We start from the raw sequence: 15,531 nt of genomic DNA, 5'->3' as shown, positions 1-15,531 counted from the left end.
GTATGCCATTTGAACCTCTTATCACTGCCGTTATTGAAACGACACTAAATACGCTGATTAAAGACGATCCTGAATTGGGTCGTCGTTTGTCACGTCTTAAAGGTCAGGTGATTCAAATTCACCTGAAAGAAATCAATAAGACACTGACGTTCATCTTTAGCCAGCAAATTGATGTTTTGGGTAATTACGAAGGTCAGCCAGATTGTTATCTGTCGCTGAATCTAAGCGTACTGCCTGAGTTGCGCGATCAAGCCAACATCACTCGCCTTATCAAACAAGACAAGCTTGAGCTTGAAGGTGACATCCAATTGGCACAGAAATTCTCTCAATTGATGGTGGATTGCAAGCCAGATATTGAAGAGTGGCTGTCTCGCGTGACAGGTGATGTCGTGGCACATACTTTTGTGCAAGGCACCAAAAACGTCGGCGGTTTCTTTGCTTCTCAAGCAGAAAAACACCAGCGTCATCTTGCTCAAGTGGTAACAGAAGAGTGGAAACTGGCGCCAGCACCGCTAGAAATTGCCCACTTCTGTGACCAAGTGGATGACGTTCGTAGCCAAGCTTCTCGCGTTGAAGCACGTCTAAACGCATTACTAAAAAAGTTCGATTCGGATAAGCCTGCGCTGGAGAACTCATGACGCCAGCAGAAATAAAGCGCTTATACCACATCATTAAAGTTCAGCTGGAATACGGCTTGGATGAGTTGTTGCCTGATCATCAACTGACCAAAGCGCCGCTTTTGATGCGCAAAAGCTTATTCTGGATGAAGAACAAGCACCCAGAAAAACCTCTGGGTGAACGCCTTCGTCTCGCTCTGCAAGAACTTGGTCCAGTTTGGATTAAGTTCGGTCAGATGATGTCGACTCGCCGTGACCTTTTCCCTCCGCATATCGCTGATCCTCTTGCGCTTTTGCAAGACCAAGTTGCGCCATTTGATGGGCAGTTAGCGAAAGAACAAATGGAACTCGCTCTGGGCGGTCCATTAGAAAACTGGTTTACTGAATTTGATATCAAACCGTTAGCGTCTGCGTCGATTGCTCAGGTGCATACGGCTCGATTAAAAGACACTAACCAAGAAGTGGTATTAAAGGTCATCCGTCCAGATATTCGTCCGGTCATTGATTCAGATCTAAAACTGATGCACCGAATGGCGCGTATAGTCGCCGGAGCGATGCCTGAAGCACGTCGTTTAAAACCAGTTGAAGTGGTTCGCGAGTACGAAAAAACCTTACTTGATGAACTCGATTTGCGTCGTGAAGCGGCGAACGCGATTCAACTGCGTCGCAACTTCGAAGGCAGTGAAGAGCTTTACGTACCAGAAGTTTTTCCTGACTTTAGTAATGAAACTGTCATGGTTTCTGAGCGAATATATGGCATCCAAGTCTCTGATATTGAAGGCTTGGAAGCGAATGGCACCAATATGAAATTGCTCGCGGAACGCGGTGTGAGTGTGTTCTTCACTCAGGTGTTTCGAGACAGCTTTTTCCATGCCGACATGCACCCGGGCAACGTGTTCGTTAAACCGGAGCATCCAGAGAATCCGATGTGGATTGGGCTGGATTGCGGGATCGTTGGTACACTTAATAGTGAAGACAAACGCTATCTGGCGGAAAACTTCCTCGCTTTCTTCAATCGTGACTACCGCCGCGTAGCGGAATTGCACGTTGATTCGGGGTGGGTACCTGCCGATACCAATGTCGATGAATTTGAATTTGCGATTCGCATTGTGTGTGAGCCAATTTTTGCTAAACCACTGTGTGAAATCTCTTTCGGTCACGTACTGTTGAACCTGTTCAACACTGCGCGTCGATTCAATATGGAAGTGCAGCCGCAGCTTGTATTGCTACAAAAAACGCTGTTGTACGTCGAAGGACTGGGTCGCCAGTTGTACCCGCAACTAGATTTGTGGGAGACCGCGAAACCTTTCCTTGAAGAATGGATGATGAACCAAGTCGGTCCACAAGCTTTAGTGAATGCCATTAAAGACCGTGCGCCGTTTTGGGCAGAAAAGTTACCGGAACTGCCGGAGCTGCTTTACGATAGCCTTAAACAAGGTAAAGCCATGAATCAACGCATGGATCAGCTTTACCAAGGTTACCGTCACAGCAAGCGTCAGCAGGCGACAGGAAAGTTTTTATTTGGCGTTGGAGCCACTTTAGTCGTATGCTCGGCAATATTGGTGGATAACGCTTATGAGCAGCTATCGATCGCTAGCGGTATCGCAGGGGTCACATTTTGGTTGCTTAGTTGGCGAGCTTATCGTCGATAGACGTTAAACTCTTGAAATAATTTTGTTTAAAGACCCGAGGTAAAAAGAATGGGTGGTATCAGTGTTTGGCAACTTCTAATCATTGCTGTAATTGTTGTATTGCTATTCGGAACTAAGAAACTACGCGGTATCGGTGGCGATCTGGGTGGTGCCGTTAAGGGCTTCAAAAAAGCAATGAGCGAAGATGAGCCTGCGAAGAAAGACGACAAAGACGCAGACTTCGAGCCAAAAAGTCTAGAAGAGCAGCAAAAGAAAGAAGCAGCTCCTGAATCGAAAAAAGACAAAGAGCAGGCGTAAAACGTGTTTGATATCGGTTTTTGGGAACTGGTATTAATATCTGTTGTTGGTCTGGTTGTTCTTGGTCCAGAGCGTTTGCCACATGCCATCCGCAGTGTCTCTCGTTTTGTCGGAGCAGCGAAGAGTATGGCAAATAGCGTCAAAGACGAGTTGTCACACGAGCTGAAAGTTCAAGAACTGCAAGAAAACTTGCGCAAAGCTGAGCAAATGGGGATGGATGATCTGTCTCCTGAGCTGAAATCTTCGGTCGAAGAATTGAAGAAAGCGGCGCAATCTGTAAACCGCCCTTACGCGGAACCAACCAAATCAGAAGCGGAGTCAAAACAAGAGGCACCTGCGACTGAAACCGTTGAGAAAGCGGAAGAGATTAAGGTTACAGCGGCAGATAAGAAAGCCGAATAGTCTCATTAGGAGGAGCTACTAGTGATTGGTAGCTCCTTTTTGATCAGGTTTTAAAAAAGAGGTTTGCCATGTCTACCGTCGAGCAGACACAACCTTTAATTAGTCATTTATTAGAACTTCGCAACCGACTGCTCAAAGCCATTGCTGCAGTATTGGTGGTGTTTGTTGGACTAATTTACTTCTCTAACCACATTTATGAGTTTGTTTCAGCGCCTTTGGTAGAACGCCTACCTGAAGGTGCAACGATGATCGCAACCGATGTGGCTTCACCGTTTTTCACGCCTTTGAAGCTAACCTTGATTGCTTCGGTGTTTATTGCGGTGCCGTTTATCTTGTACCAAGTATGGGCCTTTGTCGCGCCAGGTTTGTACAAGCATGAACGTAGATTGATCATGCCATTGCTGTTCTCTAGCTCATTGTTGTTTTACTGCGGTGTGGCATTTGCTTACTTCGTGGTATTCCCACTGGTGTTTGGTTTCTTTACCGCTATCTCTCTTGGTGGGGTAGAGTTCGCAACCGACATCTCGAGTTACCTCGACTTTGTGCTGGCGCTGTTTATGGCGTTTGGTATCGCGTTTGAAGTACCAGTGGCGATTATCTTGCTATGTTGGACTGGCGCAACAACACCACAAGATCTGAAAGAGAAACGTCCATACATTATCGTGTGTGCGTTTATTGTCGGTATGTTACTGACACCACCAGACATGATCTCTCAGACCCTACTGGCAATCCCTATGTGTTTGCTGTTTGAGGTGGGTTTGTTCTTCGCTCGTTTCTACACCCGTAAAGACGAAGCAGAAGAGACGGAAGCTGAAGAGTAACCTTTGCTTCGTACTATAGAAAAGCGGCTTTGTTAGCCGCTTTTTTTGTATTTTCAAAACCTAGCCAAGTTATCTCACGCGCTTTATGTATCCACATCGTGAGCAAACATACACCTCTTTAATCCCCATTAACTTCTCCCAAAGCCTGCGTTGACGACGTTGTAAGTAACCCCCATGTTTGCACATACATATCCCTATTTTTATTGTTGTTTATTTGGGAGACTTTATGTGATGTTAGTTCCAATGTTAAATGGGGCTTCTATATGCGACTCAGTAGGTTATCTACCAAATCAATACGGTCACATTTAACAGAATAAAGTTCTAATTAACTTGAGTGGAAGTATGGTGCACGTTTGAAAAGAGTTTAAAGGTTGTTAGGTGGAGTGAGTTTGACTGTGTAACGACTTGTAATTATTGAAGGTGTGAGGGAGCGGGAAAGGCGACCCATGAAGAGCCGCCTTATTGCGGTTGGATTGGACAGAGCCAATTATCTCAGCTTAAGGACATGCCCACATTTAGAGCAGACATATACTTCCTTAATGCCTAAGATTTTTTCTAGAAAAGTTCGTTGCCGACGTTTTAGGTAGATTCCATGTTCACACATTATATGACTTCCATATTCATTTTTATGAGTATGCGTGAGCAAGTATAGGTAAAGATTTTGTCTTGTTTACGAGACTGAGGAATTTGTTAAGACTCTCTCTTAACGTATGCGATGTTCATTATGTTTTTGTGTAAGTGTCTTGTTTGTCACTAATTTACATAACAATTCTGAACCATTGTCTCGTTGTTACTTCACTTTAATGATATATCCGCATTTAGTGCACACGTAGAGCTCTTTGATACCCATAAGCTTTTGCAGTAGGGTGCGTTTTTGACGTTTTAAGTAAATACCATGTTGGCAAGTATTCATCGATTGCCCACCTTGTCGAATGTGTGGGCAATATTTTAAGAAGGGCAGGAGTTACATCTCAATAGCACGTTATTTATACTTTCAAATATAATGCTATGAAATATAAGAGAATGTTTGATTGTAACTTATATAAGTGCAGATCTTAGTCTAAGTTAAACAGCATTTCTGCGTTTTTGGTCGTTAGAGTATCAATCACTTCAAGGCTTTCCCCACGCAGTTCTGCCACGCGCGCCGCTACTAAAGAAGTGTAAGCTGGTTCGTTACGTTTCCCACGATGCGGTACTGGCGCAAGGTAAGGGCAGTCTGTTTCTAGAATCACCCAATTCATGTCCAGATGTGGGATAACCTTATCCATACCACCATTTTTAAATGTAGAGACACCACCCAGACCTAAGTGGAAGCCTAGTTCATTGATTGCTTGCGCTTCTTCTACACTGCCACCAAAACAGTGGAATACACCACGCAAGCTGCCGTCTTGTTCTTGACGAAGTAAAGTCAGCGTTTCTTCAATTGAGTCACGAGTGTGGATAACGACAGGTAAATTCATCTCTTTTGCCCAGTTTAACTGAGTCACAAACGCCATCTCTTGTTCTGCGCGGAAAGTTTTATCCCAGTACAGGTCGATACCGATTTCACCCACTGCAATGAAGTTATGCTTTTCAAACCAGCCGCGGATGATTTCCAGTGTTTGCTCGACATTGCCATCAACGTAACACGGATGTAGACCCATCATCGAACGACAGACCTCAGGATAAGCTGCTTCAGTTTTTAGCATCGGCTCAATAGACTCAAGATCGATGTTTGGCAGCAGAATTCTATCAATGCCTTGTTCTAAAGCGCGCTTCACTACCTCGTCGCGGTCGTTATCAAATTCGCTAGCGTAAATATGAGCGTGAGTATCGATCATGATTGGTCTCTATGGTTCATCGGTGTATGGAATTAGTGAGAAGTATACTTGAGTGTGAGTGCGGGGTCATTTTCGGTTTTTTTCATGCCGTTTTTCCATATTGCTGCTCGCAAGGTGCATCAAGAGTGATATGATTTTGCCACCAGATGATTTGATCATCGTAACCTTCCAGACAAGGAGAAAGTGGTGTCTGTATCAATTCAAGGTCCATTCCCTGCACGCCGTATGCGTCGTATGCGTAAGCACGATTTTAGTCGTCGTCTGATGGCTGAAAACCAAGTTTCAGTAAACGATTTAATTTACCCAATGTTCATTCTGATGGGTAAAGATCGTCGTGAAAGTGTTGAATCGATGCCGGGTGTAGAACGTTTGTCGATTGATTTAATGCTAGAAGAAGCACAATACCTAGCAAACCTAGGCGTACCAGCAATCGCGCTTTTCCCTGTCGTAAATCAAGACGCTAAAAGCTTATGTGCTGCTGAAGCTTACAACCCTGAAGGTTTGGTTCAGCGCGCAGTACGTGCATTAAAAGAGCACGTGCCTCAAATCGGTGTGATCACAGATGTGGCACTCGACCCGTTCACGACTCACGGCCAAGATGGCATCATCGATGAAGATGGCTACGTGATGAATGATGAGACAACCGAAGTACTTGTAAAACAAGCGCTGTCTCACGCAGAAGCGGGCGCAGACGTGGTTGCACCATCAGACATGATGGATGGTCGTATCGGCAAAATCCGTGAAGCGCTAGAAGAAGCGGGTCACATCCATACTCAAATTATGGCTTACTCTGCGAAGTACGCATCAAACTACTACGGTCCATTCCGTGATGCAGTTGGTTCATCAGCGAACCTAAAAGGCGGCAACAAGAAAAACTACCAAATGGACCCAGCGAACACAGATGAAGCGCTACATGAAGTCGCTCTTGATATCAATGAAGGCGCAGACATGGTGATGGTTAAGCCAGGTATGCCTTACCTTGATGTGGTTCGTCGTGTTAAGACTGAGCTTCAAGTTCCAACGTTCGCTTACCAAGTTTCTGGTGAGTACGCGATGCATAAAGCAGCCATCATGAATGGCTGGCTGAAAGAGCGTGAGACCGTGATGGAATCTCTGCTTTGCTTCAAACGTGCCGGTGCGGATGGCATCCTGACTTACTTCGCGAAAGATGTAGCAGAGTGGTTAGCGGAAGAAAACGCACAAACTGCAGAGCACCTAGTAAAGACTCAAGAAGCGACAGACGAGTAATTATCGCTCAATGAGAAAAACCAGACCGACAATTGTTGTCGGTCTGAATATACCCAAGTAACCTCAAGACGGAATACACACGGCTTGAAGTTACTTGGGTATATTTATTTCTGGAGAGTAAGACAATGACAATGCTGATTCGTGAAGGCACGCTGGAAGAAGCGATCCAAGTGGTGGCTCGTGTTACTGAGTTTGCACGTGGTGAGACGGTTGAATCCATGGCGGAGCGCCTTGGAGAGAATAAGAGCCTAATCTTAGTGGCTGAGAAAGCAGGGGCGATCCTTGGTTTTAAAATTGGCTACGAATTAGATGATTACACCTTCTACAGCTGGTTTGGTGGCGTGGCCCCAGAAGCGCGCAATGAAGGTGTGGCGCAGATGTTATTGGAAGCACAAGAAGATTGGGTCGCTGAGCAAGGCTACAAAACGTTAAAAGTGAAATCTCGTAACCAATTTCCAGCCATGCTTCGCTTGTTGCTAAGAAATGAATACATCATTGAAAAGTTTGAAGAAAAACCGAACCTACGTGAGTCTCGTGTGCACTTCATTAAGGCACTATAAAAAATAAATGAGATATTTTCTCATTTAGGTGTTGACTGTTAAATGAGAATCATTATTATTAAACCTGTCTTAGGGAATGAGGAAAGTTCACAAGGACGTTGAATTGCTAATTAACTGCGGTTTATTAACTGAGTGTTGAGAAGGTAATGAAACATTTTCCCCAGAACTTGCACGAATTCTTTTTGACACGACATTGCTCACATTGCTTCCAGTGTAATTTATAGCTTCTTGGTAAAGCTGCCATACAAATGGAAATAGCTTCACCACTTCTGCTAGGCGACCCAATTGGGTCGCTTTTTTCTTTTCTGAGATTTCTAATTGACGCCTCTCTTGGCAACTTTTCCACATGTCATGATCATTTTAGGATCGTTGATCTTCTCACCTGTTGGTATTTATTTTCTTTAATAACAGTATCTTATGGTTGTGATTTGAAGGTTTTATTTCCGTTGGATAACCAGTGGATAATTTCTATAAACAGAGTTATCCACAAGAAGGTGCAAATTTCGTGAATAACATCGGAAAATTTCCGCGACCTCGATCGAGCGAACAAGATAGATTCGGATCAGCAGTCATGGCATTCTAAGCAGATCTATTAAGTACTGATTTGGATACAGACAATTATGGCAAGTATTCCTGAAAATCCGTTGATTCTGATCGACGGCTCTTCTTACCTATATCGCGCTTTTCACGCTTACCCAGGCACGATGAGTAACGGTGAAATTCCAACTAACGCAGTTTACGGTGTAGTGAACATGTTACGCAGCATGATGCGTCAGTTTGCTTCCGATCGTATCGCAGTGGTTTTCGATGCGAAGGGTAAAACCTTCCGTGACGATATGTACCCGGAATACAAAGCGAATCGTCCACCAATGCCGGACGATCTTCGTTGCCAGATTGAACCTCTGCATAACGTTATTCGTGCGATGGGCCTGCCATTGATCTGTATTCCAGGCGTAGAAGCCGATGACGTGATTGGCACTCTGGCTTATCAAGCATCGCAACAAGGCATGCCTGTTTTGATCAGTACTGGCGATAAAGATATGGCGCAGTTGGTGGATGACAACGTTACGTTGATCAACACCATGACGAACGTCGTGATGGATCGCGAAGGCGTGGTTGAGAAGTTTGGTATCCCACCAGAATTGATCATCGACTACCTCGCGTTGATGGGCGATAAAGTCGATAACATTCCTGGCGTTCCGGGTGTGGGTGATAAAACAGCAACTGCTTTGCTACAAGGCATTGGCGGCCTGACAAAGTTGTATGAAAACCTCGACGATATCGCTGCGCTTGGCTTCCGTGGTTCAAAAACCATGGCGAAGAAGCTAGTAGACAACAAAGACAACGCAATGCTGTCTTACGAGCTAGCGACCATCAAGCTGGATGTGGAGCTGGAAGAGACGCCAGAATCATTGCTAAAAGCAGAACCAAGCACAGATGAACTGATCAAACTGTACGGTCAGTTGACGTTTAAGTCTTGGTTGAATGAGCTATTAGAAGGCGGTACAGGTGTAGTTGAAGCGGATGAATCAACCGGCGCAGCGCGTGGAGGTTCTGCTTCATCTAAAGCAGATATGGACACCTCAGCAGTAAAAATCGACCGTAGCCAGTACGAAACCATCCTAGATGAAACTTCATTTAATGCTTGGTTAGACAAACTAAAAGCGTCTGAATTATTTGCGTTTGATACCGAAACCGACAGCCTAGATTACATGGTGGCAAACTTAGTCGGTCTATCATTTGCAACTGACGAAGGCATTGCTGCTTATGTACCAGTGGCTCACGACTACCTAGATGCGCCTCAGCAGCTGGATCGTGATTGGGTACTGGAACAGCTGAAGCCGATTCTTGAAGATGATGCTCAGGCTAAAGTCGGTCAAAACCTAAAATACGATGCGTCTGTGCTGGCTCGCTACGGCATTGAGATGAAAGGCATCAAGCACGACACCATGTTGGCGTCTTACGTCTACAACAGTGTAGGCGGCAAACATGATATGGACAGCTTGGCACTACGCTTCCTACAGCACAGCTGTATTTCATTCGAGCAAATCGCAGGTAAAGGTAAGAACCAGCTGACCTTCAACCAAATCGATCTGGATGAAGCCTCACCATATGCTGCAGAAGATGCGGACGTGACGCTTCGTCTACATAACCGTTTGTTTGCTAACATCGAGCAAGATGAAAAGCTAAAAACCGTATACGAAGAGATCGAAATGCCACTTGTGCCAGTGCTGTCTCGCATTGAACGTACTGGTGTATTGATTGATGACATGAAGCTTAGCGCGCAGTCGGTAGAGATCGCCGCACGTCTAGATGAGCTTGAGCAGAAAGCTTATGAAATTGCAGAACAAGAGTTCAACATGAATTCTCCGAAGCAACTGCAAGCACTTCTGTTTGAAAAAATGGGTCTACCAGTTATCAAGAAGACGCCATCAGGCACACCTTCTACTAATGAAGAAGTGCTGCAAGAGCTGGCTCTGGATTACCCACTACCAAAACTGATTTTGGAATACCGTGGTCTGGCGAAGCTAAAATCAACGTACACCGACAAACTACCGAAGATGATCAACCCATCAACGGGTCGTGTGCATACTTCTTACCACCAAGCAGTGACCGCAACGGGTCGTCTATCTTCAACCGATCCTAACTTGCAGAACATCCCAATTCGTAATGAAGAAGGTCGTCGTATTCGTCAGGCATTCGTTGCACCTACGGGTTATAAGATTCTGGCAGTCGACTACTCTCAGATTGAATTACGTATTATGGCGCACCTATCAGGTGACCAAGCACTGCTTGATGCGTTCCGTGACGGCAAAGATATCCACGCGGCAACCGCAGCAGAAATCATGGGCGTTTCTATTGAAGACGTTTCAAGTGAGCAACGTCGCCGTGCGAAAGCGGTTAACTTCGGTCTAATCTATGGCATGAGTGCGTTTGGTTTGGCGAAGCAGCTGGGTATTCCTCGTGGTGAAGCACAAGCCTACATGGACAAGTACTTCGAGCGCTATCCTGGCGTGATGCAGTACATGGAAGACACGCGCAGTGCGGCTTCAGAGCAAGGCTTCGTCGAGACCATCTTTGGTCGTCGCTTGCACCTTCCTGAAATTCAATCTCGTAACGGTATGCGTCGTAAAGCGGCAGAACGCGCAGCGATCAACGCACCGATGCAAGGCACCGCTGCGGACATCATCAAGAAAGCAATGTTACTGGTTGATCAATGGATTCAAGAAGAAGGCAACGGTCGAGTGAAACTTCTGATGCAAGTACACGATGAACTGGTATTTGAAGTTGAAGAGTCGTCTTTGTCCGAAATTGAAAGTAAAGTACAGAATTTGATGGAATCTGCAGCAGAACTGAAAGTGCCTCTAGTGGCGGAAGCGGGTCACGGTGACAACTGGGATCAAGCACACTAGTCATTTTTAAGCCAATTTAGCCTATTTAGTATGAGCCAGCGCACAAACGCTGGCTTTTTTGTGTCATTAAAAAAGCAAATCACATCTGAGATTTAATGTTGCTTAATAAAACTTTCATGAAAAAAAACTACAAAAGTTCTTTGCAAATCTGACCAATTGTTGTACATTATCTCTCGTAGGGTACAGAGGTAAGATGTTCTATCTTTCAGACCTTTTGTTTCACGTTATTGGATTAGGCTGATTCAGCCGCCCCAGTCAGTTTTTGACTGGGGCGTTTTTTATTGGGCGAAAGAAAATTTTTATTTTAGATCAGTAAGTTAAACTAAACCCTCAAAAATCTTCTCTTTTGACCTCTCTAAGTCACTGCAAAATCTCGATTTTTCCTTCAAATTTATTGCGTTATTCATCCTGTAAATTTACGCCAGTCACACTATTATTTTTTCTTGAAAGAAACTAAGTTACGTCTTTTTGATGCTTTATTTAACTTAACTATCTGAATATTAAAGCTATTGAGAGATGTGGGAGTAACTATTTGTCGGTGGGCAGGAAATAAGATTGCTTTTTAACCTATTGAAATCGAATCTCAGTTCAGTAATGCTTCGCCACATAACAATAATTACCAATTTTTCTCTCCCGTTATCCCTGCCAGGAAGGTGGGGATTTTTATTGCCTGAAATTCACGGTTTTGGATGACGAATAAACAAAAGCCCCACCAAAAGGCAGGGCTGTGTCGAAAAAATTTAACAAATTTTGTTAATTATTCTTCGCCGCTCTCGTGAGCGTCTTGCTCGTCTTCTTCAAGCAAGTGCGCAAATGCTGGTGCAAACCATGTGTCGAGTTTGGCACGTAGCTGATCTACGCCTAGACCTTTTAGTGAAGAGAACACATCAACCGATACGTCACCACCAAAAGTTTCTACTTGTTTGCGGATTTTCAGTAGCGTTTGTTTGCGAGCACCGCTTTTCAGTTTGTCTGCTTTAGTCAGAAGAACTTGAACAGGGATGCGGCTGTCGATCGCCCAGAAAATCATTTGCTGGTCGAGATCTTTCATTGGGTGACGGATATCCATCAGAACCACCAAGCCTTTTAGGCACTCGCGTTTCTGTAGGTATTCACCTAATGATTTTTGCCACTTGTTCTTCATCTCAATCGGTACTTGAGCGAAGCCGTATCCTGGCAAATCGACAATGTGACAACCTTCTTCCACTTTGAAAAGGTTGATCAATTGAGTGCGACCTGGGGTCTTTGATGTCTTCGCTAAGCTTTTTTGGTTAGTAAGACGGTTAAGTGCACTCGATTTACCAGCGTTTGAGCGTCCTGCAAACGCAATTTCGACACCTTCGTCCTCAGGTAAGTGACGAATATCGGGTGCGCTGGTGATGAAATGCGTGTTTTGGTAATGAATTTTTACGCTCACTGTTAACTCCATCTCGACTTTGTGTAGTCGATTGATTACTTTTTTGTGAAATTGTGTAAAATAACCGTGCTCGGCATAAGGTCGCCTATTGTACCATGAGTGTACGCGGTATGTTCACATTCCGTGGTACTGGAAGCTTGATAATTATAATGGAATGTCATGAAGAAATTAGCGCTAATTTTGAGTCTTTTAGCCAGTTGCTCAGTATGGGCCCAAGGTAATATTGAAGCTGGTAAAGCAAAATCACAAACTTGTGTCGCCTGTCACGGAGCGGACGGTAACAGTGCAATCGCAATGTACCCGAAACTTGCAGGCCAACACGCTAAGTATCTTGAGAAGCAGTTAAAAGATCTAAAACTAGGTATGACTAGTGGTGGTAAACAAGGTCGTTACGACCCTGTAATGAGTGGTATGGCAATGCCACTGAGCGATGAAGATATCGCTGATCTGTCTGCATACTACGCCTCTCTACCAATCTCAGAGAGCTCAACACCAGAAGACGTTGTTGAGAAAGGTAAAGTACTGTACACCGCTGGTGATGCAGAGCGCGGTCTAACCGCATGTATCGCATGTCACGGCCCTCGTGGTAACGGCACTGAGCTTTCAGGTTTCCCTAAAATTTCTGGTCAGCACTCTGACTACATCAAAGCTCAGCTAGAGAAGTTCCGTGATGGTAACCGTGGTAACGACATGAATGCCATGATGCGTGACATCGCGAAGAAAATGACAGACGAAGACATCGAAGTTCTGTCGAAATACGTTGGCGGTCTGCACTAAACCCCTACAAAGTTCGAGCACAGTTACACAACTATGCCCTAGCGTTTTCGCTGGGGCATTTTTGTTAGTGACCTTACTTAATCACGGCCTTATTTTCTTAATAGCTATTTATTAGTGATATCAATCACACATGGTTTTTGGGTATGAAGAGATAGTTAGCTCGGTGCTTTGTGAGACATTTGCCATACTTGGTCGATACTATTTCTCTCTTTTGTTTTTAAGTTATTGATAAAAGTAGTTAATTATTTTTTTGGGAAAAAACCTATCAATAATTTCTTTCAATGACTTGTTGGTTTTTATCCAATCCGTAAAGTAGAAGCTGTTCACAAGGAGTGAATCACAGGAATTTAGACCATGGATATAAGGTCTCCAAGGACGCAAACGAAGGACGTTTGGTAGTCGGAAAAGGGACTTAGATAGGCAAGGAGCCTATCAGATATGGATGGTCATCTAGTCTAACGGTTAAGACAGCGAAACGGATCAGGCTTCAGGAAGTAGCTCAGTCAACAGGAAGTGAAAGGATAGCCAAAACTCATCAGGACGATGAAGAACAACACTTTTTGGCAGGGAAAGCTCGAAAAACAAAAGGATTCTTGGTGCACCAGATGTGTGCAACACAGTTTCGCCACTTATTGGTGGCATTCAGAAAGCGACAGTCTCACTGTCGCTTTTTTTATATTCATTTTTGCCAATCAAAGTTTTTTAACAAAAACTGCTGAAAAAGTATCCAACAACACTCCAATCTGTGTCCACTTTCTGGTATGTTTCGCATCCCTGTTTGAGGAAGTCAGCATGCACACCTGTCCTTTATGCCAGAATCAGCGCACTCACCACTTTTTTGAAGACAAGCGACGCGAGTATCTTCAGTGTGAGCAGTGCAGTTTGGTGTTCGCCAATCCAGACCAACGTTTGGATGCGGAAACTGAAAAAGCTCACTATGATCTGCATGAGAACAATCCCGAAGATATGGGATATCGACATTTTTTGTCGCGAATTGCTGACCCAATCGCAGAGCGAATTTCACCACAATCGAACGGAATCGACTTTGGTTGTGGTCCAGGCCCAACGCTTTCATTAATGTTAGAAGAGGCGGGGCACAACATGGCGTTGTATGATCTTTACTATCACCCTGATACATCGGTGCTAGAAAGGCAGTATGACTTCATGACAGCAACAGAGGTGATCGAACACCTCTACCACCCTGATATGGTGTGGAAGCAATGGTTGAATTTAGTTAAGCCAGGTGGCTGGATAGGCCTGATGACGAAAATGGTCATCGATGTTGAAGCCTTTCAATCATGGCACTACAAGAACGATCCAACTCATGTGGTGTTCTTTAGCCGTGAAACGTTCCAGTTCCTAGCTGAGCGGGATAAGCTCGAACTCGAATTTATTGGTAATGATGTAATTTTACTGAGGAAAGCCCAGTAATGAGCCGTAGTAAAAAATCTAGAAAGCCAGGTGCCGCTGGCGCACCTGAGTTTGTTGTAACTCGTAACCGTACAGAATCTGACGTTCAAGGCCGTCTGCGCAAGCGCGCTAAAAAGCGTAAAGGCTTGAAGACCGGTAACCGTAACTCAGAAGCAAACGAACAGAAGAAGCAATCTGCTGCACAAAATCGCGATCCGCGTTTAGGTAGCAAGAAGAAGATTCCTCTGATCGTTGAGCCTGTGAAGAAGCAAACGAAGCAAGAGCGTCGTCTATCAGCTGCACAAGAGCTAGAGATGCTAGAAAACGATGCGCAATTGAACGTATTGTTGGATCGCATTGAAGCGGGTGAGAACCTAGGCACAGGTCTACAAAAATACGTAGATGAGAAGCTAGATCGTATCGAAAGACTGATGGACCAACTGGGTCTGCTTGAGCCGGAAGAAGAGGAAGACTTTACCGCTCCTGCTGCTAAAGGTACTCGTAACGACGATGACCTACTAGCAGACTTCGATGACATCAACTTCGACGATTACAAAGGATAAGTAACTCATGAACGTAACCTTATTAGCGATTGCAGGTGCAGTGATCATTATCGCGCTGGCTTCTTATGCAGGTTACCTTCTGCTTCAATTGAAAAAGCAAAAGGAATTGCAGCTGAAGCACAAAAAATTGGCGATCGATAAACGTAACGCCAACATTTTTGAGAACGTGCATACCTTATGTCAGGCAGGCATCCAAGGTCAGTGTGATTTGTCTGAAATCAGCATCCGTGTTTACAACATCATGGACTATGTTCAGGGTGAAGACCGTGTTGATTTTGATAAAACATACCCTGCGATTTCTGAGCTGTATCATGTTGTGAAAGATATGGCGCGCGGTGAAGACCGTCAGAACCTTGCTAAGAAAGAGCGTATGCAACAAAACTTAGATCGCCATAAAGCGGAGCAGCGCTTAACGGACGCGATCATCGAAGAGCTCAAAGTGTTGCAAAAAAACGTCCAGCCACTGAATAACCAAATCAATATTCAGATGATCTAATTCGTACCCCTGATGGTTTCCCTATCACCATTGGGGGT

14 protein-coding genes are annotated in these 15,531 nt (G+C 44.6%); 12 read left to right on the top strand and 2 right to left on the bottom strand.

Annotation, left to right across the window (positions count from 1 at the left end):
* Positions 1 to 2 precede the first annotated feature (2 nt).
* The 5 genes from KIT90_RS14510 (at position 3) to tatC (ending at position 3,789) form a co-directional block, all read left to right on the top strand.
* Positions 3 to 638 carry an SCP2 domain-containing protein gene (locus KIT90_RS14510; protein WP_020195460.1) on the top strand — a complete coding sequence of 212 codons (636 nt, stop codon included), beginning with the start codon at positions 3 to 5 and terminating at the stop codon, positions 636 to 638.
* Positions 635 to 2,269: a ubiquinone biosynthesis regulatory protein kinase UbiB gene (gene ubiB, locus KIT90_RS14505; RefSeq protein WP_005434553.1), complete on the top strand. Its 1,635-nt coding sequence runs from the start codon at positions 635 to 637 to the stop codon at positions 2,267 to 2,269. The genes KIT90_RS14510 and ubiB overlap by 4 nt, the downstream gene beginning before the upstream one ends.
* Positions 2,270 to 2,317: 48 nt before the next feature.
* Entirely contained in the window at positions 2,318 to 2,566 is a 249-nt protein-coding gene (gene tatA, locus KIT90_RS14500) for a Sec-independent protein translocase subunit TatA (protein ID WP_005429959.1), read from the top strand.
* 3 nt (positions 2,567 to 2,569) lie between these two features.
* The gene (gene tatB, locus KIT90_RS14495; RefSeq protein ID WP_005529020.1) at positions 2,570 to 2,968 is read left to right on the top strand and encodes a Sec-independent protein translocase protein TatB; all 399 of its coding nucleotides are present in this window, start codon (positions 2,570 to 2,572) and stop codon (positions 2,966 to 2,968) included.
* Positions 2,969 to 3,036: 68 nt separating this feature from the next.
* Positions 3,037 to 3,789 carry a twin-arginine translocase subunit TatC gene (gene tatC, locus KIT90_RS14490; RefSeq protein WP_005434551.1) on the top strand — a complete coding sequence of 251 codons (753 nt, stop codon included), beginning with the start codon at positions 3,037 to 3,039 and terminating at the stop codon, positions 3,787 to 3,789.
* 1,055 nt (positions 3,790 to 4,844) lie between these two features.
* Here the strand turns inward: tatC and KIT90_RS14485 are convergent.
* Positions 4,845 to 5,609 (bottom strand): TatD family hydrolase, encoded by a 765-nt coding sequence (locus KIT90_RS14485; RefSeq protein ID WP_285377253.1) that lies wholly within the window; start codon positions 5,607 to 5,609, stop codon positions 4,845 to 4,847.
* A 186-nt stretch (positions 5,610 to 5,795) separates the two neighbouring features.
* Here KIT90_RS14485 and hemB point away from each other — a divergent pair, with 186 nt between their 5' ends.
* The 3 genes from hemB (at position 5,796) to polA (ending at position 10,830) form a co-directional block, all read left to right on the top strand.
* Positions 5,796 to 6,857 carry a porphobilinogen synthase gene (gene hemB / locus KIT90_RS14480; RefSeq protein WP_009707990.1) on the top strand — a complete coding sequence of 354 codons (1,062 nt, stop codon included), beginning with the start codon at positions 5,796 to 5,798 and terminating at the stop codon, positions 6,855 to 6,857.
* Between the two features lie 125 nt (positions 6,858 to 6,982).
* A complete protein-coding gene (locus tag KIT90_RS14475) occupies positions 6,983 to 7,417 on the top strand; it encodes a GNAT family N-acetyltransferase (protein ID WP_020195457.1) in 435 nt (144 codons plus the stop codon).
* 620 nt (positions 7,418 to 8,037) lie between these two features.
* On the top strand, positions 8,038 to 10,830 hold the full coding sequence (gene polA, locus KIT90_RS14470) for a DNA polymerase I (protein WP_285377251.1): 2,793 nt from the start codon (positions 8,038 to 8,040) through the stop codon (positions 10,828 to 10,830).
* 757 nt (positions 10,831 to 11,587) lie between these two features.
* On the opposite strand, the gene yihA is transcribed toward polA, so the two are convergent.
* A complete protein-coding gene (gene yihA / locus KIT90_RS14465; protein ID WP_009707987.1) occupies positions 11,588 to 12,247 on the bottom strand; it encodes a ribosome biogenesis GTP-binding protein YihA/YsxC in 660 nt (219 codons plus the stop codon).
* A 159-nt stretch (positions 12,248 to 12,406) separates the two neighbouring features.
* Here yihA and KIT90_RS14460 point away from each other — a divergent pair, with 159 nt between their 5' ends.
* From KIT90_RS14460 to KIT90_RS14445, 4 genes are all read left to right on the top strand, one after another.
* Complete coding sequence (locus tag KIT90_RS14460) at positions 12,407 to 13,024, top strand: cytochrome c (protein WP_005430024.1); 618 nt, start codon at positions 12,407 to 12,409, stop codon at positions 13,022 to 13,024.
* A gap of 792 nt (positions 13,025 to 13,816) precedes the next feature.
* Positions 13,817 to 14,455, top strand: a complete 639-nt coding sequence (locus tag KIT90_RS14455; protein ID WP_285377250.1) for a class I SAM-dependent methyltransferase — start codon at positions 13,817 to 13,819, stop codon at positions 14,453 to 14,455.
* The gene (gene yihI, locus KIT90_RS14450) at positions 14,455 to 14,997 is read left to right on the top strand and encodes a Der GTPase-activating protein YihI (RefSeq protein WP_132698475.1); all 543 of its coding nucleotides are present in this window, start codon (positions 14,455 to 14,457) and stop codon (positions 14,995 to 14,997) included. The genes KIT90_RS14455 and yihI overlap by 1 nt, the downstream gene beginning before the upstream one ends.
* Before the next feature lie 7 nt (positions 14,998 to 15,004).
* Positions 15,005 to 15,493, top strand: a complete 489-nt coding sequence (locus tag KIT90_RS14445) for a DUF2489 domain-containing protein (protein ID WP_005434536.1) — start codon at positions 15,005 to 15,007, stop codon at positions 15,491 to 15,493.
* The last annotated feature ends 38 nt before the right edge of the window (positions 15,494 to 15,531 follow it).

It is taken from the genome of Vibrio sp. B172a (assembly GCF_030248355.1).
GTDB classification, from domain to species: Bacteria; Pseudomonadota; Gammaproteobacteria; order Enterobacterales; family Vibrionaceae; genus Vibrio; species Vibrio owensii.
This window is presented reverse-complemented; position numbering and strand designations above follow the sequence as displayed.

Coding starts and splice junctions, on each gene's coding strand:
- polA (WP_285377251.1), top strand. CDS start 8,038: ATGGCAAGTATTCCTGAAAATCCGTTGATTCTGATCGACGGCTCTTCT.
- KIT90_RS14460 (WP_005430024.1), top strand. CDS start 12,407: ATGAAGAAATTAGCGCTAATTTTGAGTCTTTTAGCCAGTTGCTCAGTA.
- KIT90_RS14475 (WP_020195457.1), top strand. CDS start 6,983: ATGACAATGCTGATTCGTGAAGGCACGCTGGAAGAAGCGATCCAAGTG.
- KIT90_RS14485 (WP_285377253.1), bottom strand. CDS start 5,609: ATGATCGATACTCACGCTCATATTTACGCTAGCGAATTTGATAACGAC.
- KIT90_RS14445 (WP_005434536.1), top strand. CDS start 15,005: ATGAACGTAACCTTATTAGCGATTGCAGGTGCAGTGATCATTATCGCG.
- tatC (WP_005434551.1), top strand. CDS start 3,037: ATGTCTACCGTCGAGCAGACACAACCTTTAATTAGTCATTTATTAGAA.
- KIT90_RS14455 (WP_285377250.1), top strand. CDS start 13,817: ATGCACACCTGTCCTTTATGCCAGAATCAGCGCACTCACCACTTTTTT.
- KIT90_RS14510 (WP_020195460.1), top strand. CDS start 3: ATGCCATTTGAACCTCTTATCACTGCCGTTATTGAAACGACACTAAAT.
- yihI (WP_132698475.1), top strand. CDS start 14,455: ATGAGCCGTAGTAAAAAATCTAGAAAGCCAGGTGCCGCTGGCGCACCT.
- ubiB (WP_005434553.1), top strand. CDS start 635: ATGACGCCAGCAGAAATAAAGCGCTTATACCACATCATTAAAGTTCAG.
- tatA (WP_005429959.1), top strand. CDS start 2,318: ATGGGTGGTATCAGTGTTTGGCAACTTCTAATCATTGCTGTAATTGTT.